Origin of the sequence: Natrinema hispanicum, from assembly GCF_004217335.1 — an archaeon.
Taxonomy (GTDB): Archaea; Halobacteriota; Halobacteria; order Halobacteriales; family Natrialbaceae; genus Natrinema; species Natrinema hispanicum.
In genome coordinates this window covers 187,405-213,302 of sequence record NZ_SHMP01000007.1, presented here as the reverse complement: position 1 = coordinate 213,302, position 25,898 = coordinate 187,405, and the positions used below count along the sequence as shown (strand labels likewise).

Genomic DNA, 25,898 nt, shown 5'->3' with positions numbered 1-25,898 from the left:
CAGAATCTCTGCCAAAGTGAGCGTAGTGAGACAGATTCTCAACTGTGTGCTGTCTCCTCGTCAGGTTACACACTGATTCTGCCTCACGTCTCGTCTATTTCCTCGGATCTGTCCGTGGCGTGATTGACGCAGTGGACAACTAGCGACTATTGAGAATATGAACCGAGAATTGCTCTATTACGTGTCGATGGGAGCTTTCGGTGTAGTTGTAATTCTTACTAGCCTCGGGAATATTTTGATCGATGGAATGCATCTTGGTTGTGTGCTTGCTGTGATCGGCGGAACCATCGTGGTGGCAGCAACTGCGGCACAATGGAAAAATGGCACTGAAATCAAGCCGGGATGGGCCATCTGGTTTGCTGCATTTGGTGCGGGATTATTCATCTTGGGGACGCTATTCGCCTATTTATGAGATTTATTTACTATCTCTGGTTGATCCTAATGTGATTTTTGAGCCCACTCCGCGGGATATGCACCCTGCATCTTGCATGACTTTCGGAAAGCGTGCGAGAATGGATAGGTATCTCAGTGGTCAGTTCGCACATCTACTGATCAACTGATTCAGCGCAATTTGATTGGAACAAACGAAGTCCATTTGCTGCTAACGGAAACAAATTCTCCCATTGTTCTGACAGAATCGGACTATCCACTTGTGAGCAGGGGTACGCGAGACTACTTATACTGTCGGACAGAACTACGTGAAGATCGGTCGCTCTACTGCGGCCGTCACCGGTGGAGACGGCCGCGAATTCGCGACCGACTTCGTATTGACTTCTGTCCGACAGTATTAGTCCTGCGAGTGATCGCCGTCAGATCTGTGCATTATTTCCTATCTTCGCAACACCACCCGTTCAATTTTTCTAGACATGAATCGCCCGAAAACAAACGTTAAACACGTTCTCACGGTCGAACAGAAAGAAAAATTGAATCGAGTTTCCCCGAGTCGACCTACTCGTCCGTCATCGCGGCCCCGAGTCGCTACTTCGAGATCGGGCTTCCCGTAGGGATCGTTACCGGCATCTATCTAAGCATCCCTCGATACGCCGGGAGGCGGCAACCGGATAGGAAGTCCGCCACGAGCGACTTGCGTCAGGACCTTTCGTCACTCCGACGCGGTCGTTCTTGAGGTTCACGAGTACCACCACGTCGTTAGAGTACCGGACACGCCGTGAGGGAATGCGCCTCAAGTCTGAGCGGCTCGCTGTCGCCGTCCTGATCGGTACGCAAGAGGTGTCGCGTGCGGTTGTGCTCGCGGACACTCCATAGACCGTCTCGAGTCGATCGCACAATCGATCGACAACAGAGAGGCTCTCAGCGAACGGTCCCAGCCCATGGTGGGAACGGTCCGTAAGCGAGGTGTGGGCGTCTGCGAACGCCCAGCCGATGTGAAGAGCGCCCTCTGAGAGCGAATCCTACGAAACCGAGTTGAGGGTCGACAGTGAGAAGCCATGAACCGTTCCGTCTGAGATGATGGTCGAGTTCAAACGCCGCTCTTCACCAAATCCGACGACACGAAATTTCAGCGAGCGGTTGGATCAGGTAGGCAGTGATCACACCATTTACCTGGCATCTCTGGATCCAAATCTGCACACCGATTACGGTTGTTCTCAATGGACAATGTCACGAGACTGCACTCCTCATGATGCCAGACCCCCTCTGAATCGCGGATGAACATACACTACTGTAAGACACGAAGAGTTAGTTAACACCTCTCAACATCCTCAATCGACGTCAACTGATCCGTCAACAGGCTAGAGGTCATTGGGTGTGATGATGTTCCCACTTTCATCACGCGTTTCGATTTCCAACGAGTCACAGTGTTCACAGATAGTGGCACCGTGGACAACCCGGCGGACGGTCTTGCACATCTGTCGGCGGCCGCCAATGAGACCACAGTTCTCGCAGTAGAACCGGTACCGAAGGTCGGCTTCATCGAATGAGGTGTCATCGCGCCATTCAGGAACCTCGTCAAGGACACCGCTGGGGCCTTCGACATGGAGTTGAGCGTCGCAAGTGCCACAAACTTGCGTTCCCTCGATCGCACGGGCCACGGCAGTACTCCAGCGGTGGCGACCGCCGATAAATCCACACCCATCCATGCAGTAGAAGCGATATTTGTAGTCCTCGGGTTGTTTCTCGTAGTGAGTGGTGCACCGCCCAGAGAGAGCTAACGGCTCCACCCATTGCTTGAACGATTCGCCATGACCGGTATCAACACCGGTAGTCTGCTGCTGGTAGGCGTGAACGAGTTCGTGGCGAATCGTCTCCTGTAGGGCTTCGAATCCCGCCCTGTCGTGGGTCTGTGCGGACAGACGAATTGTACAGTTGCCACGTCCGTCCGATGAACAGACCCCGTGCCGTCGCGTCATTCGTGTACTGGTCTCAAAGGTTACACGAGAGAGGTCAATGTGGTCTGGCGTCAATGGCCACTCAGTACCGAAAATAACCTCGTTCGCATACGCCCGTGCCCGCTGAGAAAGGGCGTGCGAATCTCCAAGCTTGCCCGCAGTCACCATACGTTCCATGTTCTGACGTGAGACAAAGAAGTCTCGATCTCTCAGTGGTTCGCAGCCGGTGTAGCACTGATGAGTCAATGTACTCGTCAAGATCGCCGTATTGTGGTGGGATTGGTCCGGGTTCTCGACAACATCAGGATCGCCGACACGCAGGTACTGACAAACTCAGAGATCTACCACACTGCCGAGTATGATAATTGAAACAGGTTTTTGGTATTTTAAACACATGACAGGCACATGGGCCGCACAGAACTCGTCCAGCATCTTCGAGAACTTGCGGAAGAGTTGGGGAGATCACCGACGACAGAAGACATGCACGAACATGGCCGATATTCCGCCCAGGCATATTATCACTATTTCGATGCATGGGACGAAACGCTCGAGGCAGCTGGTCTTGACGCCACAGCGACGACCCGTGCCAACGTAATCGAAGACTTGCAACGAATTCAGGACATCGTCGGAAACCCGTCTTCTTGGGCGGAGGCGATCCGGGAACACGGTCAATATCCACTCTCGCAAGTATACTCAAAGTTCGATGACCTCGAATCCGCGCTCGACGCAGCCGGGATCGAAAGGCAAGAGCCCGATACGATTAGCCAGGCGGACGTAATCAAGGAGATTAGCCGGCTGGCGACAGACGGAACGCCACCGACAGCCGATCAGATGGACGAAGAGGGTGCCTACTCGGCGCGAACCTGTCACGATCTGTTCGGATCGTGGAGCGATGCGCTACGTGCTGCGGGATACAAGCCACCAAGGACGGGTAACGAGTACACCAAGGCAGAACTGCTCGACGAACTCGAACGGCTTGCCAAGGAGTTCGGCCGATCACCGACAACCAGAGAGATGAGAGAGCATGGAAAGTACACAGCTTCGGTGTATTTCCGGCGGTTCGACTCGTGGAACGACGCGATACGTGCCGCGGGATACACGCCCGCTGCATCGAGCCCCGACGCATCCGAACAGCGCATTCCAGCCTCCGAACTGCTGGAGGAAATCGACAGGCTCGCAGATCAGGTCGGCGGACGGCCCACCGCCGAGCAGATGAACGAACACGGCCAGTATTCAGTGCACGCGTACGTCAATCGGTTCGACTCGTGGAACAACGCCATCAAGCGGGCTGGATTCTCCCCGTTTATTGGGACGTCGGAGGACCTCTTCTCCAGAGAAGAACTGATCACCGAACTACGGCGACTCGGTAATGTCGTCGACCGTCCGCCGACGGTCAGACAGATGACCGAACTCGGACGTTATTCACCGTCGCCATACAAACGGCGGTTCGGTTCGTGGGTTGAGGCACTCCGTGCAGCGGGATTCGAACCGACAACCCACCAGCTGCGCCGGTACGATCCCGACAGCGACGAGACGGCAGCAGACATGACACAGTAAGTTCACTGCCAGTTTTCTGGATCAGCAGCGATCGCGGCAAGGTCGGCTGCGTGCCGTTTCGCCTCATCAGGCAACAGCGACCTCGTCTGAACGTGTGTCCCAGCCGGATGGATGTCGGTCCCGACGTGTGATTTGTGATCCTGGTCAGTGTCGGCTTTTTCTTGTTGTTCGGCCTGGAGAGCCTCAATCTCTTCAATCGTTGCTGGGGAGAATCGATGGCCAGTTCCTCCAATATCGCAGATAACGTCGGCGTATTTCTTTTTTATCTTCACTTCGACATATGGACGCCCTTCTTCGGCAGCGCGCTGACGCGCCTGTTCGCGTTCCGATGAGTCGGTTCCGCTCGAAGAGTACGTACACCGGATCGAGTCGACTTCACTGTCCGGTGTTTCCTGCCGGAGATCTGTTTCCGGAGGTGTGCGTACCTCGATGCTGGGGCTGTTGTACTTCCTGGCACAGGCCGGACAGACCTTCTCATCGAGATCGTCATTGTACCACGTGGCACTGCTGGCCTTTCCACACCAAGCACAATCGTCGTTCGAGTCAATTGTCGTCCACGAGACGTTACGATACGGGACTCGTCGCTTCAGGAAGACGATAGCGTCGTACCGTCTGGATCGCATTTCCTCGATCGTGTCCTTGCAGTGGCTACACCACTTCGCGTCTGGATCGCCAGCATCGTTCGGGACACCGACAGTCCCCCACTCCGGATGTGTCAAGGCTAATTCGTCGAATGTTCTCGTTTCGATAATCTCTGTCGAGCCGAGATGATGACAGGCATGTCGGCCGAGCAGATGCCATCGGTCTGTCGGTGTCAACCCCATCTCAGCCATCCGAACTCACCTCGCTAGCGTCCGGAGAGCGAAACTCTTCTAGTAGGTCGTCCAGCATCGGTCGCAGCTTGTACTTCTGGTAGTGTTCATCACGCATTGTCTTAACGTACTCGCGCCACTCTTCGAGTTCGTCGGCTTCCCGGGCTGCTTCGCCCGCGTATCTAAGCCAGCGGACAGCCGTCTCGTAGCTGTCGTGTTTCCCCTGCTCGACGATCGGCTCAGCGTTCGATTTACACGTCCGGATTACCCATTGGGGACGATGCTCCGTGACCTCCTCGACGACAGGTTTGACCACGCGGGATCTGCCGGAGCGATCAGCAAGCTCGACGGCCTCGTCGTACAGGCCTTCCTCAAGGAACACGTCGGCTGCGTCTCCCGGCGCTGGAGTTTGCTCCCGGAGTGACTCCAGAAGTTCACTTCGAACGGACTCCCATTCATCGCCTGCAAGTTCTTCCACGGCCTGATACGTACTCGGCGATGGACTCTCTTCGAAGGCAACGATCGCAGCCCGGAGCGCGAGATCCTCCTCGCCTAGACTCGCGGCCCGGTCCCGGAGCCATTCTGCCAATCTGGCTTTCCGGAAGCCATCGACGGTCAGTCCATGTTCGGCAACGTCCAATGCAGCTATTGGGTTACCAGTCCCACGCAGTGTCTGTGCAATCTCCAGCAGCGACTGCGGCGTCGAGAGGTTCTCAGTCGCGCAGTCGACAGATGCCTGTATCTCCCCCTCTCGTGCCAGCATTTCGGTATAGTTCTGGGTCTTGCCTGCTGCCCTGGCCAGATTGAGATACTCATCAGTACGTCCCTGCCGTTCGAGAGCGAAGAGACGTACCGTGGTCAGACCGGCGACGAACTCCGGTTCGTCGACGTCGAGTTCCCCGTCAGTGAGAGAGCCGTCAAGGGCCCGCTGGAGCAGATCGTCGTCCCACCCTTCCCGTGCTGCGTCGGCGGCGACAGCAAGCGTCGGTCTACCGGTAAAGCGTCGTATCTCCTCGTCCCACTTGGTGAGGCGCTGTTCCCACTGTTCACGCTCACTCTCACTCAACTCGACCACGAGCATCGCTTCTGCGAATGTTTCACCCAATGTTCCCAGTGTCTCGTAGAGTTCGGTGACGTCGTACGGGAGCAGTCCAGACCAACGGTTGGTCGCGAGCACGTCCGAGACCGCCTCGAGAATCTCCACTGCTATCTCTCCATCGCCGGCGTCCAGTGCCTGCTGTGCCTGATCAATCAATTCGTCCAGCTCTGACGCCATCCGCTCCGCCTCTGCATAGGCATCTTTGTGTCCTCGCTGACCCGGCTTTGGCAGTGCGTGCTTCGCCCGCTTGCGGATAGAATCGATATTCACTGATACGGTGGTGTCAGAAGCAGCCGCGTCCGTGGGCGTGAGGCGGAGTTCAATCCACTCGGCAATCCCCGGGCGGTCCTCGGAGAGTTCGACGAGTAACTCCTCGAGACGTTCACGACTCGCCCCCTCAAGCAACTCCGAGACAGGTGAGCTGTCGGTGACACGCTCAGGGTCGCGGAGACATATCAGAAGAACCGCCACACGGTGTTTGCAGATACCGCCATGGTCGTACGGACAGGTACACCCTGTGCGCGCAACGCCAGCATCGTCGAACTCGATCGTGACCGTGTAAGGCTGGTACTGGCTCCCCTCGACATCGGCACGGACTGTCTCCCCACGGCGAACCATCTCACCGACTGCGCTGCGGTCGTAGTAGGCCTGGCCGCGGTCGTAAGAGCTGGACCTGGCAAGGTCTCTGATTGTTGCTTCTGTGATGGGTGGCCATCGCTCGTTACTCATGCTCTTGATGCGTGGATAGTATTTGTTCTTGGAAATGTGTCTTGTCGATCGCACTCGGCGATGGAACAACATCGCGTGACATCGTCACCGATCCCGATCGGGATACTGCAGCGGTGCCTCTCCCTGTTTCTCGATGACGACCGGATCGTCATCGGGCGTGCCCTCCCGGATCTCTTCAATTTTGATGTGGTGCTCCCAACCGTCACCGAGGTCAACAGCAGGACTCTGAACCTGTAGAGGGTCATACGCTCCCTTTGTACACCCTCATGTAGGAATTTACTTATCTGTTCTTCGCACCGCATCTCGCTCTTCACAGCAGATCGTAATCTCGCGTGACATCAAGAAGCGATAGCCCAGAATCCACGTCTCAGCGTTATGTGTGAGCGACCAGAGGATCAACGGGAGTGGCCATGATCGTGTTACGATCTATCGGGATGGGGTGTCTATGAGTATCTCTGCTGATCCCTATCTATACACAACCAATTACTGACATCTAAATTTGACTTCGGTCGGTATTACCTCTGCCAGTAGTGCTGGTATGATTGACCAAGTCCTCATAACGGGCTCGAATTGTTGATACACTTACTCCAGTCATAGACGCAAGCTCTGCTGCGTCAATTTCGATCTGATATTTGTTCGCCGCATACAACCATGCACCAGCCAGAATTCCCATATGCCGCTTGTTTTTTGCCCATTGTGCGGTCTGTGCGTGTTGGAGCAGGTCGTCAACGAATGAGACAGCTTCGGGCGGTGCTGTCGGAAAGTGAAGTTCAAAAAGACGACTCCCAATTGCTTCAAGCAGGTCATCACGCCTGTCTCGGAGTGTAGCTGTTGATACGTCAAACTGTTTGGCAATGTCGGCTTGAGAGAGGTCGGTGTCGGCAGCTGAATTGGCGATGTAGAGCGCTGCTGCCGCGTACGTATACGGAGACACTCCACTAGTAACCCCCTCCTCATCACCTAATTCGGCAACACGTTGCGCGCGAGTTTCGATGTCGGGAGAGAGAGTTAGGTCTCGACATACCTCTTCCAGGATTACCGCCGGATCATCATTCGGTATTCCGAGATCAAGCGCGTCTGCTACCCGCTGCATTTCGTTGAGGATGTCTGCTTTCGTAGCAGGGGAGATGTTGGCTATCTTGGTCACACGAACTGGAATCTCTCGCAAACGACAAGTAAGCAGGTAGCAGGCTGCAGCAGTATTGGCAGGAAAATAGATTTGTATTCCTTGTGACGTCAGTTCTGAAATGAGGAGTTCTCCGTACTGGCGAACGCTCTCATCCAAGTGGAGGCTCTGATCGATTGACGTTAGATACTCGAGGGCAACTTCTTGAGATTCCTTTGTCATATATGGAGTTCAGTAGACAACATAATATTTCTGTATTGTGTTGAGGACCGTTCAAATTCGATTCCTGAGTGTGCTGTTTGAATCAACCAGATGTCCAGTATGCTAATCGAATGTTTCATTATTCCCACCTGGGTTAGCTCTGTTCTCTTTTGACTCAGTGAATGATGTCAAACCTGTCACGTCAGTAGTCTTTGATAGTGCATCAAGAGCTCGGTCAGCGTCATCTTGCCGCCGTTGGGCGTGTATCCGGAGTTGTGACTCGTCCACCATTGGGAGGACAACCATCGCTTCCTTCGGATTTACTTCGAGAACGCGGTCAACCTGTCGGACGGTGCTGAGTCCGTATCCGAACCGCGCGAAGTGCCGGCGATGCAAGTCATCGACGCCAGCAAGCGTTGCTCCCAAAACGGCAGCGCCTTTACCGAGACTCCCTGCCGTCTCATCCAAAAACGTCGCTGGATCGTAACTCGCCGATTCGGCCGATGTGTAGACACGGGTAAATGCTTCTGTGATGGTTCCGAGAACCGTCGTCAGTACTTCGAAACAGTCACTGGACGGAACGTCGGGTATCGAGCGGAGTGAAGTGAATGCGGCCGTATACAGGTAGTCACCAGCGAGCAGCGCCGGTGCCGGTTCTAACGTGAGTGAGTGGATCCCTTTCCCGGAGAGCGTGACGAATAATCGATTCCGAAGGCGGACGTATCCGCGGAGTAATTCGACTCCTGTTGCAGCTGGTAACACGATTTCAGGATCTTGAGTGTCTGTCAGCGAGGCGTATGCGTGTCCCACCAATTGGCCGTACCATCTGTCGCGGGGTTCCTGTAGAACTTCACGAACAAGTGGGAGTCCGGCTTCTTCTGTGTCACTGAGCACTGACTCTAACTGACGGTCGATTTGTGACGAGGAGAGTGGCACTGGATCAGTCATTGCCTGCCACCTCGACACTTGTTTCATCAATATCGACTCTGGATTCGGTTAGATTACTTTCGCGCCACGTGCCACGTCGATACCATGCGTAGGCGATGGTTGCTCCTGCAATGTTCGAGATGGCGAACGACAGCCAGATACCACTTTCACCGAGCGGGCCCGCAGTGAGCCACGCGATCGGAAAGCGAACAACACCAAGCGTCAGCACCGAGATCGCCGCTGCAGTGAGCGTCTTTCCGGCACCACGGAAACTACCCGTGTACGCCCGCATAATGCCCATGAACCCGAACGTCAGCGCGACGTATCGGATGAACTCTGCACCGATATCGACCACCTGAGCGGCGTTCGCTTGGTCAGCACCGACGAACGCCGAGACGATAGGTTCTGGGAACAGGAAGGCGGCGATTCCTGCGACCGTAAGGACCCCAAAGAGTACTTTCGCGGCCAGCTCTGCCGCTTGTTCTGCTCGGTCTGGTTTATCAGCCCCTATATTCTGACCGGTCATCGTTTCCACGCCACGGGCGACGGCGAGAGCAGGGAGAAAGGCAACCGAGAAGACACGCGTCCCGATGCCGTACGCAGCCACGACTGTATCCGGGAACATCGCAACGATGACCAACAGCAGGTTCATCGAGACCGCTCGTCCAGTCCCTTCGATGGATGCCGGCAAGCCGATGCGAACGAGGCGGCGGAGATACGAGAGATCAGGGACCATATCATGGAGGTTAATTTGGACACCGCGGTCCCCGCGGAACATGATTGCTAGACCAACGACCAGTGCGAGTGCACGCGAGAACACGGTGGCGATAGCCGCGCCCTGAATGCCGAGTTCTGGAAAGGAGAGCGTGCCGACGAGCGGGGCGTTCTCGACAATTGTCCATCCAAAGATCAAGAACGGATCGATGATAATGTTGAGCACTACCGATCCGAACATGACGAGCATCGGTGTAATCGTGTCGCCGTATCCCCGCATGAGTGCGATGAATACAGCGAATCCGAACATAAACAACAGGCCGAGCGAGATGACTTCCATGTAGTTGGTCGCCAGCGGCAGCACATCCTGCGAGGCGCCCAGCAGGCCGAGGAAGGTGTCGACGCCGACATAGCCGACGCCGCCGAGGATGACTGCGGCGATAGCGGCGAACGTCACCGTCTGCGAGGCGGCGTACTCAGCTTCGCGTTCTTCGTCTGCACCGGTAAACTGTGCGACGAGGACGCTGCCGGCGACGGAGATTCCCATCCCGAGTGAGATGAGCAGGAAGACCATCGGGAACGCGAAGCTGATCGCTGCCAGGGCATCCGTGCTGTACTGGCCGAGCCAGAAGGTATCCGCGAGGTTGTAAGCGGTCTGGAAGAGGTTCGTCACGACGATCGGCATCGACAAGAAAAAGAGGGGCTTGCCGATGCTACCCGCGGTGAGATCGAACTCCTCAGGTCCCTTGAACAAAGATCGAATGCGACTTCGAACTCCCATTAATGGGTCGCCTCCGATAGCTCGTCTGCGAGAAAGTGTCTCTCAGCGTACTGTGTGATCGCCTCATAGGATCGCTCGGATGGTTGATCGATAGCTACACGCCGCGTATGTGCTCCCGTGATAGCCGTCATAAGGAACTCGGCAGCGACGGCTGGCTCAACCGTTTCATTGAACTCGCCTCTCTCAACACCAGCCGTGATGATCTCCCGCGCCCGTTCGAAGAGCAGATCATCGAAGCTGACGAGTCGCGTCTGGATCGCGTCGTTGTACGGCGCTTGCGCTGTCACTTCGAGTAGCGCGGTTTGGTACTCTTGGGCAGGCGCAGCTTCTTCGTCAGTGAGAGCCGTTTCGAGGAGCGTATAGAGTTGGTCACGCGGCGTGCCACCGTCGACTGCGGGAAGCTGCGCAGTGTATCGTTCGTACAGAAAGTCGAGAAACTCGAGGAAGAGGTTCTCTTTGCTGTCGTAGTAGTAGTGGATGGCTGCTTTACTCCGGTCTGCCTCGTCAGCGATATCTGTGAGAGTGAGATCGGCGTATCCGTGCTTGCAGAGTGCCCGAGACGTCGCCTCGAGAATTTCAGTAGCTGTATCATCGTCCATGTCGGGAAGCACATGTACTTACTAACCGATTAGTCAAAAGGGTTTGGAACACAACGCTCTCAAGAGAGGTCACCGGTTTTCATCCATGTAGACGTCTACATCGACACCCGTACGAAGCGATACTATCTGACGAGTGGGTCAAAACTATTATTTGCGGCCCACATCAGTACTCGTACGATGGCCGATACGCCGACAGAGGCCGACCCCGACCCACACGAAGAGATCATGCGCGCGACGTACCGCGCACTTCGTGAGCACGGATACGCCGATCTCACGATCAAGCGTATCGCCGATGAATACGGGAAGTCAACCGCTGCGATCCACTACCACTACGACACGAAGGACGATCTGCTGACAGCATTTTTGGATTTTATTCTCGATCAGTTCAAGGACACGGTTCACGAGGTCGAGACGACAGATCCCGAGCAGCGACTCGAGTTGCTACTCGACAAACTGCTCGTCGATCCCAGGGACCATCAAGACCTTCTCGTCGCTATACTAGAGATGCGGAGTCAAGTGCCGTACAACGACCAATTCCGCGAGCGGTTTCAGCAAAACGACGAGTACGTTCAGTACCTGCTCCGCACGGTGATCGACCAAGGGATCAAGACAGGCGTGTTCGACGATGTCGACACCGACCACGTGGCCCAGGCACTCATGATAATCGTCGATGGCGCGCGGACACGAGCGGTTGTGTTCGACGAAGAAGATTCGCTCGAGACAGCGAGACAAACCGCAGCAGAGTACGTGACCGCCGCTCTAGTCGCTGACGACTGAGTACCAGTCAGAAGTCCGTAGAATGATTGTTATCGACCGTCTCTTTCCTCAAGTCGCTCCTGATCGACGTCTTCGATCGGCTTCGTACACCACTGGCAGAACTCGAGGTCGGAATCGAGTTCCTTTCCGCAATGAGGACAGGAAGTTGACTCCGCTGCGGCAGGATCGACCGCGCTTGGAACACGCTGAGAGCGCGCCAGCAGGTACGCGTCCAGGGTGCTGAGGCCGATAACGAGGAACAGCGGTGCGACAACCAACGCCTCCTCGAGGCCACTGTTGCCGGTCACAAACGCGTCGAGCGCAGTCGGATCGACGAACAGTGCGGTCACGACGAACGAGGCAGCGAGCCATCCGAGCGCGCGACGCCACCGCCGAAGATAAAGGTGACCGAGCCCGGTAGCGAGCATCGCGAGTAGCATCGCGAGCCACGGTCGTTTCTGCGATGTGGACTGAGCCATGTCCCTAACTAATCGGTTAGTAAGTATAAGCCTTCTCCTGTCGGCATTCGCCAGTCATCTTTAATTGTCACCCACCCCATATGACAGTCTTGTGTCATAACCCGTGATCCGCCGAACGGGCTGAAACGCGAGCGCTGCAATCGCGACCTCTAGTCCACCAGCTACGAGAAATGCCGGTAGGTAGCCGTACAGCTCTGTAACGGTTCCACCGATGAGAAATCCGCTCAACATCCCGAGACTACCGAACACATTGAATCCGCCCATTGCTGCACCACGCTCCGTCGCCGGTACGATATCAGTGACAAGTGCCATTGTCGTTGGTGAGACAAGCGCCCCACAGACACCGACGAATACCATCAGAATTGCTGCGGCCACGTAAGTAGGCGAAAGTACGACGGCGATGATCGTCACTCCATATAGTAGTGATCCGACAACGACTGGCAGGAATCGCCCGATTCGATCCGAGAGCGATCCGACTGGATACTGTAACACTGCAAACGGAACGAAGAACAACGCAAGCGTGAACCCTGCTGTCGCAGCATCGATATCGAATGTGTCTCTGAAGTACGCAACACCGGTTAACGCAAAGAATCCCGCAGTCAAGCGATCAATGTATCCGAATGCGAACGGCACGAGTAAGGTCGGGTACGATCGGACTCGATCGACGACTGTATCGACAGGGAGCCCACCACCGGCACTCCCGTCGGGAATCGTCGCAGCGAGGGCAGCCGAACCACCGAGGAGTATTGCACCCCCGTATAGTGGCGCAAGCGGATCAACCGTGGTGAGTTGCCCACCAACGACCGAGCCGAGTGCCGCACCGAGTCCGATGGCCGTCCCTGCTGCACCCATGTTTCGGCCGTGTCCACCTGAGAGGTCCATTAGCATTGTGATCGACAGCGAGAACGCACCAATGGTAAACGCACCACCGACGACTCGCAATAGCAACACAACACCGAATCCGAGGCTAACATGCGGAGCGAGCGCAACCGCCAGGTAACTTACAGCACCGCCCGTCGCGCCCAGGACGACCAGCGGTGTTCGAGACCCGAGAGAATCACTGGCAACACCCCACAAAACGGCACACAAAACAAATGCGCCGAACTCAGCGACTAGAAACCACGTTCCGGCGAGAATGCTCTCACTGCCACCCAGTGCCGAGACCGTTTCATCAAGCCCCGGATAGAGAAACACCTGCGAGACGAGGACGCTCCAGACGACAAGCGAAAGTCGGGATCGGTCACTCATAGAGACGAGGCTATCTACGTGGACGCGGCCAGAGCATCTGTGTGCCCCATGTTTAATCGAGTATACCTGTTCGCTAGTGGCTCTTCGAACAGGATGAGGAGTGTCGCTGACATACAAGCTAATTACTCAGTTAGTGCAAAAGTCTTCTCATCGAGGTCGCAAGAGCGAGGTATAAGCGACTCATTCGGAAACTTCTGCCTAAAGAATCCCCACACCAGCTTCGATATTATCATCGAGAAAGATAAGCACTAACCAAACCGTTAACTCCTGCAATCCCTGAATCAAGGTATGGATCTCTCTGTTGTCGATTTGTCTCCCGTTCCGAACGACGGGACCGCGAGTGACGCATACGCAAACACCGTTGAGGCCGCTCAACAGGCTGAGAAGCTCGGATACTCTCGGTTCTGGGTAGCCGAACATCATGGCATGGCAGACACTATTGCTGGGACGACGCCCGAAGTGCTGCTCGGACACCTCGCCGCTGAAACAGAATCGATTCGACTCGGATCAGGAGCAGTGCTACTCAACCACTACAGCCCGTTCAAAGTCGCCGAACAGTTCGGCGTACTCAATTCACTCGCACCAGGTCGTATTGACGCGGGCCTTGGCCGGGCTAATGGGTCGCCTGCGGCAGATCAAGCTCTCGGAACAGACCGACACATCCAGAATCCCGATGAAGATCATGCAGAAAAGATTGAAGCCGTCATCAATCATCTCTATGACGACTACCCCGACGGACATCCCTATAGCGACCTGCAGATACCGTACTCGGACGAGGATATCCCCACGCCATGGGTGCTCGGGTCAAGTCCATCAAGCGCTGCGATCGCAGCTGAACTCGGGCTCCCATACTGCTTTGCGGCGTTCATTCGACCACAGTTCGTAACCCACTCGTTCGAGACGTACCGCGAACAGTTCCAGTCTTCGTCACTTGCCGGTAGTATCGACAAGCCACAAGGTATGATCGCTGTGAACGCAGTCTGTGCAGAGACCGATGAGGAGGCCGCACGGCTCCGAGCCGTGGCGGAGGCGTCATATCAGCGTATGCAACGCGGGGTTGTCGGCACGAGACCGTCTATTGAAGAGGCTATCGACGAACTCGGTGGAGTTCCAGAGCCAACGCCCGCAACACTCACTGTTGATGAATGGCCACGAGCGATTTCCGGGAGCCCAGAGACGATTTCATCACTTCTTGAACAACTCACGGAGCGTGTCGGCGTTGACGAGGTGATGATCCAACACATCCATGCAACCCACAACGATGCGCTCCGTTCGCACGAACTGATTGCTGAGGGCATCGGACTCACATAAATCGCCTCGGGGTCAAGCCCGGGGCATTCGCCTCGGCCGCTTGTAAACGACCCCGGATTGGGTGCCCCACGGTTTTCGTAATTCCCTCAGCCTATGCCAATAGCACTCCACGCAAAGAGATTTTTCGGGACGAGGATGGGCGGTTTACTGCACCCACCAACCCAGACAGGCTCACCGTCCGAACACTCGGTTAGGTTTTGCGAATCCGACATTAATTTTGAAACGCGCTAGCGACAAGTAGCGGGAAGACGAGAGTTGCTTCCGCCTCAATCTGTGTGTAATTCGTTCGTTCTTCCTTGATTTTACCCCAAGAGACGGCCTCATTTGGCGGCGCTCCCGATAGTGATCCGTCTCCTTCCATTCCTGTCGAAATATAGACCACATAGTCCGCACCCCCTCGGAAAAGGTTCGTCATTATCGCGTGATGCTTCGGTACGCCTCCACCGACTGCAATGAGCCCCGTTTTGTCGGCCAGTAATCCGTCTTCGATGAGTGAATCATAGTCGTCAAGGATCTCGATTCCGACATCCGAATCGTAACCTTGCCGGTAATAATAGAGGAAATTGCCCACCTCAGCGTCCGTCAGCGCCGGACAGTACACCGGCACATCGTTGTCCGCAGCTTGTTTCAACACTGAGTCTTCGTCGTCGAGCGTCTCGCCCAGTTCCCGTGCAAACTCTGTGGGCGTTCTGATCTTCTCCTCAGCGAAGAAGTCGTCAAAGAAGTCGTACAGATATTCCTCTAACCACACATATCGGTCGGACGGAACAAAGATATTCCCTAGCCGATTGATTCCTCGTTCCCGGAGTGCTTCCTCGTCTGCGTCCCATTCACCCATCTTGAACGGTTTCGCCGTCTTGATAACGTCCTCGGTCAGCGACCCAGACGTGGTAATGAGTACATCGACGTAGCCTTCTCGGACGAGATACGCGACGGTCTCACGTAGCCCCGATGAGATGATGTTTGAGGTGAACGTGAGATAGATCGTTGCGTCTTCGTCCTGCATACGCTCCGCGATATCGATGGCTTCTGCGAGTTGCGTCGCTTGGAAACCCGTCGTCGCGTATGCGTCGAGCATCTCGTGAAAATCGAACTCACCACGGAAGTCGTATCCACGAACGTCCGGCGTGTCGAGTTCCTCGTCACTCCCTGGGAGGACGTGATCGTGAGACTCGTCGTTATCCATATAGGTGATACGACCGCGACCAGTTTGAATAGCTCGAAATGATCGCTTTGTTCTTCAAAGCCAGTTCACCATATGCTTGGGAGGTATCAACAGCCTGAGCAGACTTCTATGACACCCCTTTCATCCAGCAAGACGGCGGCGGACTCGAGGACGACGGCACCGCGGTTGAATCGACAGTCGACGAAAGGCACTTTTTAACGGCTCGCCTTGTCTTGAATGTAGTATGGATGCACTCCTGCTTATAGCAGTACACATGGCGAGGTGGCCATCATGAGCAGTTCCACGGCCGAAGCCGAACTCAACGAGGACGAGCGAGCGGGTCTCAAGCTCATCCGCGAGTCCGGCGGCATCCACCAGAGCGATTTCTGGAAGGAACTGGAATTCTCCTCGCGCAAGGGCAGCCGGATCGTCGAATCTTGTAGTCATCAGAGAGCGAAACCCACCCACAATCAAAAGCCCAGTGATGGATTTTACAGAGACCCCTACGCAAGAGCGAAGGTATATATTAAAGGAACAGTATCATGACATATGAATCCGATAATACAGTTAAAATTACATTGGGCCATTATTGGATTGCTCATCGGAATCGGCGTTGCCTTCGTAACGAATATTCTCGTACTCGGAAACACGTGGCAAGAAGCAATTGTTATTTCTATTGGTCCAGGAATCGGCCTCGCAATCGTATTCTATGCATTACCACCGTTACAGTAACCACAGATGAATATGCATCCGAGCAAAATGAGTTCGATCGAACGAATCTCAGTCGCCGTGGTACGACGGTTATAGCGACAACCCGAACGATACAGAGTCACTGCCAGTGCTGGACGAGTATTGCAGTACCTGGTGTGAAGACGACATCCACGAATGCAGGGTTGCGAACGTTGAATTCGTTAAGTTCGTATAGCGCCCATAGCTCACGGGTATCTGTTTAGCGGAGCGGCCAAGGTGAAATCGTAGCTCTCAGGGAAGAGCAGGACGAACAGCCACTAATCGTGCTTTCCGGGCTTGACGGATCGCCGGGGTCGGAGAACCCGGCGATCCGTTCTGCGGGTCGGACGATTCATCGGCAGTGGAATCTCTCTCTTCTCGCTGAGAACGCGTTTCTGCGCCAGCAAAACGCTGAGCTGAACGAACGAATCGAGGGACTTGAAAAGCGTCTCAAGCGATACGAAAACGCTCACACACCGTCCAGCAAACAGGGCGGAGCCGGACACCAGTCACAGAACGACGAGTCTGAGCAAGATGACGAGGACGACTACGCTGGCGGCGACGCTAACGCCGCCAGCGACTCCTCGTCTGGACCTGGACGCAACCCCGGTCACAACGGAACCACCCAACCACCGCCCGACCCGGACCGGACTGTCCGGGTCGGGGAGGCGTACTGTCTCAATTGCGACCGTGTTCTCACTGATCCCGACGAGTATGTCTCTCGCGTCATCGTCGATATACCGCTGCCTGTCCCAACCGAAGTCACGAAATACGAACTCGGAAAGCAAGAATGCGCCTGTGGCAACGAGGTCGTCGCCGAACACCCTGACTGTCCGGAGACCGGGCGGTTTGGGCCACACCTGCTGGCCCAAACCGCTCTCCTCCGTTATCACGGGCGGCTCCCGCACCGCAAACAGGCCGAACTGTTCGACTGGCAGCTCGACCATCCGGTTTCACCAGCAACGATCTACAACATGACCGAGCGGGTCGCAGCCGGTCTGCGACCCGCGTATGAGGAAGTGAAAGACAGTTCGGGAAAGCGACGTCATCTACTGCGACGAAACCGGCTTTCCGGTCGATGGCGACCAACACTGGGCGTGGACGTTCGTAACTGACGAGGATGTTTTCTACACGATCGACGAGAGCCGCGGGTGTCAGGTGCTGGAAGACGTCCTCGGCGACGAACTCGCCGAGGACTCCACCCTGAGTTGCGATGGATGGACGGCGTATCCGAGCTATCACGGGAAGCTCCAGCGGTGCTGGGCGCACCTTCTCAGAGAAGCGAAGTACGTCGCCGAGCGCCACGAAGAAGCCGAACCGATCTCGGAGATACTGCACGACCTCCACGACGATCTAACCGCGTTCGATGAAGGGAATCCGCCCGCCTCCGCCCGCGAGCGGAGGCGGGCGCAGGCCTCGCTGTGTCTGGAAGAGTTGATCAGAGCGGACTACGAGGCCAAGGAAGTCACGCAGTTAGCCGAGAAGATCAGGAACGGGCTGGGCTGTTGGCTGACGTTCGTGACGGAGCCGGACGTGGACTCGACGAACAATCGCGCAGAGCGCGCTCTGCGCGAGCAGGTAGTGATGCGGAAGATCTTCGGTGGACTCCGGTCGGAAACCGGAGTCCGAATTCACGAGACGCTTTCGACGATGGTGGCGACGTGGGAGCGTCAGGGACTTGATCCGCCCGATCAGTTGAGATCAGTGCTGGGAGGAGAGCGACCGGAATCACGAGCAGAGGCATCTACGACCGAACTACGCTAAACAGATACGTCGAATCGCTCGTTGAAAAGGAACTGGTCGATCGAGAGGAAACCGTTTACAAGGGCCACAACACCTACTTCATCTCGCCGACCGCACGAGACCTCGATTTCAGACTGCTGATGGCCGGCGATATGCTCTCGCCGTTTGTCGGCGAGGAAGAGATTGATCCTAACAGCGACGCCTTCTCGCAATGGATCATGAACCTCGCGTACGAGGAGTAGTAGTCACGATCGCTGCTCGAAATCGAGGCATGTCCGTTTCTCTTTGTCCACGGTATCTTGGTAGACGAACAGTTGATGCACGCCCCATCACGGCCTTCTTTGACAGAGACCCTAACAGTGTTTTGGGTAATACTGATCAGTTTAACTGGCCAGTATTACTTCCCGATGGCGTCAGGTCTTCTTCCTCTCGAGGAATAGTTGCAAGTCCAGTCGATACTGCTGGCGTCCTCACATTCTGCCTTGCTGTAATCGGGATTGCCAACTTCGATACGCCACTTCTGACAAGGGGGATCCTCATCGGTGTTGCGACACGATGACGGTATGCTCAAGTCACATCACAGTCAGCTTTCGGATTGGCCGGTCTAAGGAAAAGAAAGCGTTAGAAGTCCATACCCCACTCGCGGAGAATATCCTCGGCGTCGTCTAAATTTTGCATCCCGGCGAGGTATATCGCTTCTCGAGCATCGAGCTTGTAGAGATCATCGTCAAATCGGTCCTCAAGATCACGGCGTGCCTGTTTCTCTTTATCCTCGGTATCCTGGTAGACGAACAGTTGGTGCACACCCCCATCACGGTCTTCTTTGACTGAGTCTCTAACAACTATTCGTGGTAAGTCTGATCGGTCAAACTGACTGGTATTACTTCCAGACTGCGCCGGGTTTTCTTCCAGATCGACCTGGTCAGTCTGTCCAGTATTACTGACTGTATCTTTTTGCCCACCAGCTTGGTCAGACTGATCAGTATTACCAGTGTTACTGACTACCTTTTCCTGTTCCTCTGACTGGCCAGTAGTACTGACTTCTTCTTCCTGTTCCTCTGGTTGGTCACTCTGCTCAGTCTCGTCAGCAAACGGGTTTTGGCCACCAGATTTCATGCTGTGACCTCTGTCGTCGCAAATTGATCGGCAATGAATTCGGCTAGCTCGTCAAACTTCTCGAGCGTCGGTTCTTCGTAATCGCGAAGATCGCGGTAGTCATCGTTCTCCGCGAGTTCGTAGATCGACACTTGGTTGTCCCACGCATCACCAAGCATCGATCCACGCTCGCCAATCGACACAGGGGCGATCGGTAGCGACTCCTCCTCGAGTGCATTGAGATATTTCTGGTTCACGTTCGTCCCCTTGACCTTGTTCGGGACGGCACCGAGAACACCGACGTCGATATCTCCGAGTTCAGTCTCGAGGCCGCTCACCACATCACGGAGGCCCTGAACACTCCGTTCGCCTTTCGGAGATGGTTCGAAGGGGATGAGAAGGTTCGACGTTGCGTAAACCGCGTTGTACAGGTGTTGTCCCTCAGACGCTGGTGGGTCAATGATGATAACGTCGTATTCCGATGGGACACCAGCGTCGACGAGGACCCGTCGGAGCTGCTTTTCCTTCTCAAACTCCCCCTCGAGACTCGTCTGGTCCTCGAGTTCCTTGGCCGTCGCGAGGAGATCAGCAAGGTTGCCGAGATTATTGTGGCTTGGAACGAGATCGACGCCTTCAGTCGACTGGATGAGGTCATGAAAATCGCCTCGTGGTCGGTCGACCATATGGAGCACGAGATTGTCAGCCTCGCTATCAGCTTTCAGATCATCGAGACCGAAGTGATTGGTTAGGCCGCCATCCTGCGGATCCATATCGATCCCGAGAACTTTCGTTCCTTGATTCGCGTGCGCACGCATGAGGTTAGCCGCAAGCGTCGTCTTTCCGACGCCACCCGCCTCGGACCAGACTGTATACGGAATCATACACGCTAAGCAGATGGTCTCCCCATATAAAAATACTAGCCAGACAAGACAGTATTGCTGGTCAGTAATACTGACCAGTGTTACTAGTCAGACTAATCAGCCGCTTCTGAATGCTGGCACTATTACGGAGAAGTTTTTATTGGGAAAGAGAACTGTACAGCGGAAATGGCAGATCTGTATTTCGAGGACCTGGAGAAAGGTCAACGACGAGAACTCGGTAGTTATACTGTCCCAGAGAATGAGATGATGGAGTTCGCACGACGGTATGATCCGCAGCCGATCCACGTTGACGAGGAGGCTGCTCGGGACTCCATCTTTGGTGGGGTAATCGCGAGCGGTTGGTACACTGCCAGCGTCTGCATGCGGCTCCTCGCAGACGAATTCCTCAATGAAGCTGCGAGTATGGGTGGGCTTGGCCTGGATGAGCTCCGGTGGCAGAACCCGGTTCGGGCGGGCGATACGCTTACTGTTTCGAACGAGATTCTCGAAACGCGTCCATCGGAGAGCCGCGATGATCGTGGCTATGTTCGGAATAAGACGGTCGCACACAATCAGGACGGCGAGGAGGTCCTTGTCTGGGTCGCGACCAATATCTTTGCTTCGAACTGATATCCTCCCACAGCTACTGCCGCTCTGGACTCCTTCTCTGGCCGAATCTGGCAGGGAAAGTGGTCAATCGAGTAAATGGAGAGTATTCGCCTATCCCCTTATCGGTTAAACAAAAGTCCACGCTGAATGCCACGCCCTTCAAGACGTAGCAGCTTACTTCCGTCATTTCCGTAGCCCCACCCTAGGTTTCTGTCGTATATCGTGTTTGCTCGATCAACTAGAACACGCACTCCAATACGTCCAGTGTCTCTAGAAGTGCGAGAACGTCCGAACAGTACACAACAACCATCATTGCGTCCAGTATCCTACGACCATCACGCCCGCTGTCTTGCGCCGATCTTCGAGTTCTCGAGATTGCCGTTACTTGAGCGCGTGGAATCTGACCGAAGTGATTGGTGAGAGTGCCATCTTGCGGATCCATCTCAATCGCAAGAATTCCGCCTTGATTCACGTGTGTAGAATATGTAGCCAGACAAGATAGTAATGCTAGTCAGTAATACTAGACAGTATTACCGAACATACTATCTAGTCAATTATCTTAAACACGTGCTGAAAGTTGGCTTATGACCGGAGAGAGTTCAGCCCTAACGCCACGAGCGTTGTCGGTGTAGTTCTAGCACTCAACTCGCGGTGGCTTTAATTCCGCAAAGAGTGCTTCACCATGTAGCGAGTCATCACGTCCTGGTTTACAAACACTCCCTCCACAGAGATCAACGCGATCGGCGATGTTTGCAGCCGTGTTGATGTCAGCTCGGACTCTGACACCCCGTGGATGTTTAACAAGTCCTCGAGCACGCGCAGTGATATGCGTCAAGTACTCTTACAGCTGGAATCCGCCAACCGGCATGTCACCCGTTCAGAAGATGAAATAGAACTTACAAACCCTCTCCCCCCTTTTTCGAGTTGTAAACTCAATACAGAGGGGGAGAGAAACCTCGAAGAATATCCTATGAAAGAGAGATTCTGCCGTATTCACCGGATAGCATTCCTAAGAGACCAATTTTCTCGTATACTCTTAATAATGCAAAGTTTTATGTGAAATGTTGTTCAACCAAATCCGTACTAGACTTAGATCCTATCTAAATGTATTAATTAGATATTCTAACCTTGGATCGTTTGTGTGTTCTTGAGATTAAGAATACTAGCAACTCAGGCACTCTAATCCTTCTATTTGCTAAATCAGATCCTTTTGCTCTACTTATCCCCTCCTCTCTCGAAACGACTTACAACTCGAAAAAGGGGGGAGTGGGTAGATTGATTGAGACAAATCCGTTGGCCAAGCACCGTTCTATCAATAAGATATCACTAGTATCAATCATGAATATCTCTTGCGTAAGTTGTTCTACCGACTCAATTACGGAGTTTACAACTCGAAAACGGGGGGTGTGATGTGACATCTATAATATAGATATTAGCTCATGTTATTCTGATTGTGTTTTACTCATGACTTCTTGATGAACTAATAGATTCGCCTATTACAACTCGAAAATGGGGTCGGTCAGAAGGCACACCGACCTTCTGACGGGATCTTACAACTCGAAAACGGGGTGGGTTTACGTTCGAAGTTCATGGCCAACTGTTTCGAGAGTACTTGTTTTGCCTTTTGATGAATACACGTCCCTTACAAATCGACAACGGAGGCGATAGATTTCGAAGACGGTCTTTGGCTAACTCTACAAATACGCCCTTATAGTCGGTAGTGGACCTGTTTCCGGCTGGTTACAACTCCACAATGGTCTACTTTTTTATACCCAGAGTCCGAGGGGAGGCATAATGGGACGAGAGAGACGTACAGAAGATTCGAATGATCATGCCGCTGAAAAGGCCCGTGAATCTCTCTCCACTGACCCCGAAAACTCTAGCTCAACGACTCAAACAACCTTCGAGGCCGACTCAGATACTACTGACCCGCCCCTAAGTGAAATGAACGATGAAAGCGGCGGTATCTCAATCCGAGAGCGACTTCAGACTGAGTCGTCCGGTGGTGTCTTCGCGAATAAAGATCTTGTTCGCTCAGACACCATCATTGACGAGGACCGTATTGTCGGTCGTGATGACCAGCTGGCTCGAGTCGTTGACAATCTTAAACCTGTCCTCCAGGACGAAGGCATCCCGGATATGCTTCTGAGTGGTCCCTCGGGAACAGGAAAATCGCTTATTATTCATGCAGTCTGTAAACAGATCGTCGAACTGTGTGAGTCCCAAGGAAAGGTGTTCGGTGTTCTTTCGATCAACTGCGAGGGTCCAAAGACCGCAGATCGTGCTGTATATCGGTTAGTCAAAGCCGCCGCTGATGATCTCGGTGTTGATCCCGGTGTTCCACAGACCGGCGTCTCAACCGATCAAAAACTCGAACGCCTGTACGAACTAATGCGAGAGCATTACGATGGAGTCATATTCATTCTCGATGAGATCGATCTGCTCGAGGGACCGTATCAGGAGGCAGAGTACAATTCTCTCATCTACCAGCTTTCACGGGCCCGAAAGCTCGCCGACTTTGATGGTCCGATCTCACTTACAACCATTACTAACTATGCAGATTTCATGAAGAATCTCAATAGTCGAGCTCAAAGCTCTTACAACCCCGATGATATCTTCTTTGACGACTATGATGCGACGCAACTGCGTAGCATCCTCAAATACCGTCGCGACGCGTTCAAGCCGGAGTCTCTTTCAGATGACGTCATTCCACTTGTTGCTGCGTTCGGTTCCCAAACGCATGGGGACGCACGGAAAGCAATTGACCTTCTCAGATGGGCTGGTGAACTAGCTGAACGGCGGGGGGCGGATACAGTCACTGAATCCGATGTTCGCAAGGCACAGGAGAAATACACTGAGAACCGAAAACTCCGCCACATTAGCGGGATTTCGACACAGAAGAAGCTCTCCACATATGCCGTGGCGGCTACTGCCCACTATACGAAAGAAAACTTGGAGTGGATTCCAGCTGGTCCCGCATTTAAGACGTATCAGTTTATCGCCGACACGATGGATGCAGAGAAATACAGCCGTGAAACCTTCGTGAATCACGTTACTGAACAGAGTACGTACGGTGTGTTAGACTTCGAGCGTCGAGGGAGGGGACGTGGCAGAGGAGTACACATGTACTTCTCTCTTTCCGAAGACCCGGAAACGATCATGGAGACGATCCGTGAAGACTCTCGATTCGCTGATTTAGCTCACGAAGACCCAACTATCAGCTCTGTTGTTCGAGAACGAATGAAGAAGTTTCGTTCCAATAGCTAATCTTGACTCTACAGATAAGCAAGGCAAGTGCCTCGGGGCTTGACCCTGAGGCGGTTCACAGTGATAGGCAACGTGCCTCTGGGTGTGGCCCCGAGGCGACCCGGATTTTACAACTCGAAAACGGGGGGAGAAGACTCATGAGTTTTAATTTTCCATCTGATATAATCTCTTCCCCATCCCCATTTACAACTCGAAAATGGGGCTCCCGGTCTACTTAACCAGTCTCTCTTGTAGAACACGTTATACGCTGAACAGGCGCAATACCGCGTCCTTGAGGGCGTGGATGCGCACCGTCACTTGATGCAACAATCCATCGCCTATTGCATGGCCGGATATTCTCTACTGGAGCGGTACTATCATCTTCTCCGGGACTATAACTGGTTATGAAGCCAGAAATAGATGCGTACCGTCCGAACCTTCGAGGCGTCAATTGCCAACCCACAGCAGGTTAGTGATGACCTCGATCAACTCGGATGGGCCGCATCGAAACTCTGGAACGTCAGTCGCTACTACGCACAAGAACAGTGGGACGACACGGGCGAGATCCCCGATGACGGGGAACTCAAAGCTGAACTCAAAGGCCACGAACGCTATACGGACCTTCATTCTCAATCCAGTCAGCGCGTTCTCGAAGAACTCGCTGAAGCGTTCACTGGTTGGTTCGCAAAGCGTCGGGACGGCGATAGCCGTGCCCGACCGCCCGGCTACCGCAAACGCGGCGATTCGCACCCACGTTCTACTGTGACGTTCAAGGCGGCTGGCTTCAAGCATGATGCACAGTTCACTCGCGTTCGCCTCTCGAAAGGCCGCAACCTCAAAGAACACCGTTCGGACTTCGTGCTGTGCGAGTACGAGCTCCGTCCCGACGTAGACCTCACCGAGTGGGATATCCAGCAGGTCCGGGCCGTCTACACGTACGAAGAATGGCGGCTTCAGTTCATCTGCCGAAAGTCAATCGACTCCGACCCACCGGGCGACGGTGTTGCGGGGGTCGATCTCGGTATCTCAAACATCGCCGCGCTTTCGTTCGGGAGTGAGTCGATCCTCTTCCCCGGTAACGCACTGAAAGAGGACGAATACTACTTTGGGAAGCAGAAAGCGAAGTGTGACGATAGCCGATCGAACGAGCGCCTTCGGTTGGACCGGAAACGTACCGAACGTCGAACCCACTTCCTCCATACCCTCTCGAAACAGATCGTTTCGGAGTGCGTAGAGAGGGGTGTCGGGACCATCGTAGTCGGTGATCTCGAAGGGATCCGTGATAACGAGAACGGCGAGTCTCGCAACTGGGGCTCGCATGGCAACCTCGATCTTCACGGGTGGGCGTTTGACCGCTTCACGTCGATACTCGACTACAAGGCGGAAACGGAGGGGATCGATGTACTGATTGAGTCCGAACGTGATACCTCAAAGACGTGTTCCGCCTGTGGGACGAAAGACGGCAATCAGCGCGTTGAACGTGGGTTGTACGTCTGCGAGGAGTGCGATACCGTCGCGAATGCGGACGTGAACGGTGCAGAGAACATCCGACAAAAAGTAACTCCAAGTCCGTCTCAGGATAGGAGTAACGGCTGGTTGGCACAGCCTTCAGTCCATCTGTTCGATCGGAGTGAGGGCCGTTTCGCCCCGCGAGAACAGGTCGTGGACTGTAAACCCTAATATCCCAACGGCGGTCGGGATTCCACGTCGTTTACGGCGTGGAGGATGTCAAGCGGACATGGTGGGGTCCTTCCTTCCACAACC

19 protein-coding genes and 3 pseudogenes are annotated in these 25,898 nt (G+C 54.4%); 10 read left to right on the top strand and 12 right to left on the bottom strand.

Annotation, left to right across the window (positions count from 1 at the left end; genetic code table 11):
• Positions 1 to 157 precede the first annotated feature (157 nt).
• Positions 158 to 412, top strand: coding sequence for a hypothetical protein (locus BDK88_RS17585; protein WP_130501503.1), 255 nt, complete (start codon positions 158 to 160; stop codon positions 410 to 412).
• Positions 413 to 1,751: 1,339 nt separating this feature from the next.
• Here the strand turns inward: BDK88_RS17585 and BDK88_RS17580 are convergent.
• Complete coding sequence (locus BDK88_RS17580; RefSeq protein WP_008015449.1) at positions 1,752 to 2,516, bottom strand: SprT-like domain-containing protein; 765 nt, start codon at positions 2,514 to 2,516, stop codon at positions 1,752 to 1,754.
• A gap of 237 nt (positions 2,517 to 2,753) precedes the next feature.
• On the opposite strand from BDK88_RS17580, the gene BDK88_RS17575 reads away from it, so the two are divergent.
• Positions 2,754 to 3,905, top strand: a complete 1,152-nt coding sequence (locus tag BDK88_RS17575) for a homing endonuclease associated repeat-containing protein (protein ID WP_130501502.1) — start codon at positions 2,754 to 2,756, stop codon at positions 3,903 to 3,905.
• A 2-nt stretch (positions 3,906 to 3,907) separates the two neighbouring features.
• Here BDK88_RS17575 and BDK88_RS17570 read toward each other — a convergent pair whose 3' ends face one another.
• The 6 genes from BDK88_RS17570 to BDK88_RS17545 all read right to left on the bottom strand — a co-directional run bounded on the left by BDK88_RS17570 (position 3,908) and on the right by BDK88_RS17545 (position 10,893).
• Complete coding sequence (locus tag BDK88_RS17570) at positions 3,908 to 4,738, bottom strand: hypothetical protein (protein ID WP_130501501.1); 831 nt, start codon at positions 4,736 to 4,738, stop codon at positions 3,908 to 3,910.
• Positions 4,731 to 6,545, bottom strand: coding sequence for an SWIM zinc finger family protein (locus BDK88_RS17565; RefSeq protein WP_242611699.1), 1,815 nt, complete (start codon positions 6,543 to 6,545; stop codon positions 4,731 to 4,733). The genes BDK88_RS17570 and BDK88_RS17565 overlap by 8 nt, the downstream gene beginning before the upstream one ends.
• A gap of 493 nt (positions 6,546 to 7,038) precedes the next feature.
• Positions 7,039 to 7,893: a transcription initiation factor IIB gene (locus BDK88_RS17560; protein WP_130501500.1), complete on the bottom strand. Its 855-nt coding sequence runs from the start codon at positions 7,891 to 7,893 to the stop codon at positions 7,039 to 7,041.
• 102 nt (positions 7,894 to 7,995) lie between these two features.
• Positions 7,996 to 8,820, bottom strand: a complete 825-nt coding sequence (locus BDK88_RS17555) for a polyprenyl synthetase family protein (protein WP_130501499.1) — start codon at positions 8,818 to 8,820, stop codon at positions 7,996 to 7,998.
• A complete protein-coding gene (locus BDK88_RS17550) occupies positions 8,813 to 10,294 on the bottom strand; it encodes an MATE family efflux transporter (RefSeq protein WP_130501498.1) in 1,482 nt (493 codons plus the stop codon). Before BDK88_RS17550 ends, BDK88_RS17555 begins: the two co-directional genes overlap by 8 nt.
• Positions 10,294 to 10,893 carry a TetR/AcrR family transcriptional regulator gene (locus tag BDK88_RS17545; RefSeq protein ID WP_130501497.1) on the bottom strand — a complete coding sequence of 200 codons (600 nt, stop codon included), beginning with the start codon at positions 10,891 to 10,893 and terminating at the stop codon, positions 10,294 to 10,296. Before BDK88_RS17545 ends, BDK88_RS17550 begins: the two co-directional genes overlap by 1 nt.
• A 177-nt stretch (positions 10,894 to 11,070) precedes the next feature.
• Here BDK88_RS17545 and BDK88_RS17540 point away from each other — a divergent pair, with 177 nt between their 5' ends.
• On the top strand, positions 11,071 to 11,670 hold the full coding sequence (locus tag BDK88_RS17540) for a TetR/AcrR family transcriptional regulator (protein ID WP_092935448.1): 600 nt from the start codon (positions 11,071 to 11,073) through the stop codon (positions 11,668 to 11,670).
• 29 nt (positions 11,671 to 11,699) lie between these two features.
• Here the strand turns inward: BDK88_RS17540 and BDK88_RS17535 are convergent, their stop codons facing one another.
• Both BDK88_RS17535 and BDK88_RS17530 read right to left on the bottom strand, forming a co-directional pair.
• Complete coding sequence (locus BDK88_RS17535) at positions 11,700 to 12,128, bottom strand: DUF7575 domain-containing protein (protein ID WP_092935446.1); 429 nt, start codon at positions 12,126 to 12,128, stop codon at positions 11,700 to 11,702.
• 60 nt (positions 12,129 to 12,188) lie between these two features.
• Entirely contained in the window at positions 12,189 to 13,376 is a 1,188-nt protein-coding gene (locus BDK88_RS17530) for an MFS transporter (protein ID WP_130501496.1), read from the bottom strand.
• A 288-nt stretch (positions 13,377 to 13,664) separates the two neighbouring features.
• Between BDK88_RS17530 and BDK88_RS17525 the strand changes: the two genes are divergently transcribed.
• Positions 13,665 to 14,687: an LLM class flavin-dependent oxidoreductase gene (locus tag BDK88_RS17525; protein ID WP_130501396.1), complete on the top strand. Its 1,023-nt coding sequence runs from the start codon at positions 13,665 to 13,667 to the stop codon at positions 14,685 to 14,687.
• Positions 14,688 to 14,898: 211 nt separating this feature from the next.
• Here BDK88_RS17525 and BDK88_RS17520 read toward each other — a convergent pair whose 3' ends face one another.
• Complete coding sequence (locus tag BDK88_RS17520; protein WP_130501495.1) at positions 14,899 to 15,873, bottom strand: deoxyhypusine synthase; 975 nt, start codon at positions 15,871 to 15,873, stop codon at positions 14,899 to 14,901.
• A 270-nt stretch (positions 15,874 to 16,143) separates the two neighbouring features.
• Here BDK88_RS17520 and BDK88_RS17515 point away from each other — a divergent pair.
• The 3 pseudogenes from BDK88_RS17515 to BDK88_RS17505 all read left to right on the top strand — a co-directional run.
• Positions 16,144 to 16,290 (top strand): annotated as a pseudogene (locus tag BDK88_RS17515) (helix-turn-helix transcriptional regulator); the annotation flags it as partial.
• A gap of 575 nt (positions 16,291 to 16,865) precedes the next feature.
• A pseudogene (gene tnpC / locus BDK88_RS17510) lies at positions 16,866 to 18,345 on the top strand (IS66 family transposase).
• Positions 18,345 to 18,566 (top strand): annotated as a pseudogene (locus BDK88_RS17505) (helix-turn-helix transcriptional regulator); the annotation flags it as partial. The pseudogenes tnpC and BDK88_RS17505, both read left to right, overlap by 1 nt.
• Before the next feature lie 379 nt (positions 18,567 to 18,945).
• Here the strand turns inward: BDK88_RS17505 and BDK88_RS17500 are convergent.
• Both BDK88_RS17500 and BDK88_RS17495 read right to left on the bottom strand, forming a co-directional pair.
• Positions 18,946 to 19,440: a hypothetical protein gene (locus BDK88_RS17500; protein WP_092935436.1), complete on the bottom strand. Its 495-nt coding sequence runs from the start codon at positions 19,438 to 19,440 to the stop codon at positions 18,946 to 18,948.
• On the bottom strand, positions 19,437 to 20,300 hold the full coding sequence (locus tag BDK88_RS17495) for a ParA family protein (RefSeq protein ID WP_092935434.1): 864 nt from the start codon (positions 20,298 to 20,300) through the stop codon (positions 19,437 to 19,439). The genes BDK88_RS17500 and BDK88_RS17495 overlap by 4 nt, the downstream gene beginning before the upstream one ends.
• A gap of 165 nt (positions 20,301 to 20,465) precedes the next feature.
• Between BDK88_RS17495 and BDK88_RS17490 the strand changes: the two genes are divergently transcribed.
• From BDK88_RS17490 to BDK88_RS17480, 3 genes are all read left to right on the top strand, one after another.
• Positions 20,466 to 20,909, top strand: coding sequence for a MaoC family dehydratase (locus BDK88_RS17490; RefSeq protein WP_092935432.1), 444 nt, complete (start codon positions 20,466 to 20,468; stop codon positions 20,907 to 20,909).
• Positions 20,910 to 22,682: 1,773 nt separating this feature from the next.
• A complete protein-coding gene (locus BDK88_RS17485) occupies positions 22,683 to 24,155 on the top strand; it encodes a Cdc6/Cdc18 family protein (protein ID WP_130501394.1) in 1,473 nt (490 codons plus the stop codon).
• A 399-nt stretch (positions 24,156 to 24,554) separates the two neighbouring features.
• Entirely contained in the window at positions 24,555 to 25,814 is a 1,260-nt protein-coding gene (locus BDK88_RS17480) for an RNA-guided endonuclease InsQ/TnpB family protein (protein WP_130501494.1), read from the top strand.
• Positions 25,815 to 25,898: the final 84 nt, after the last annotated feature.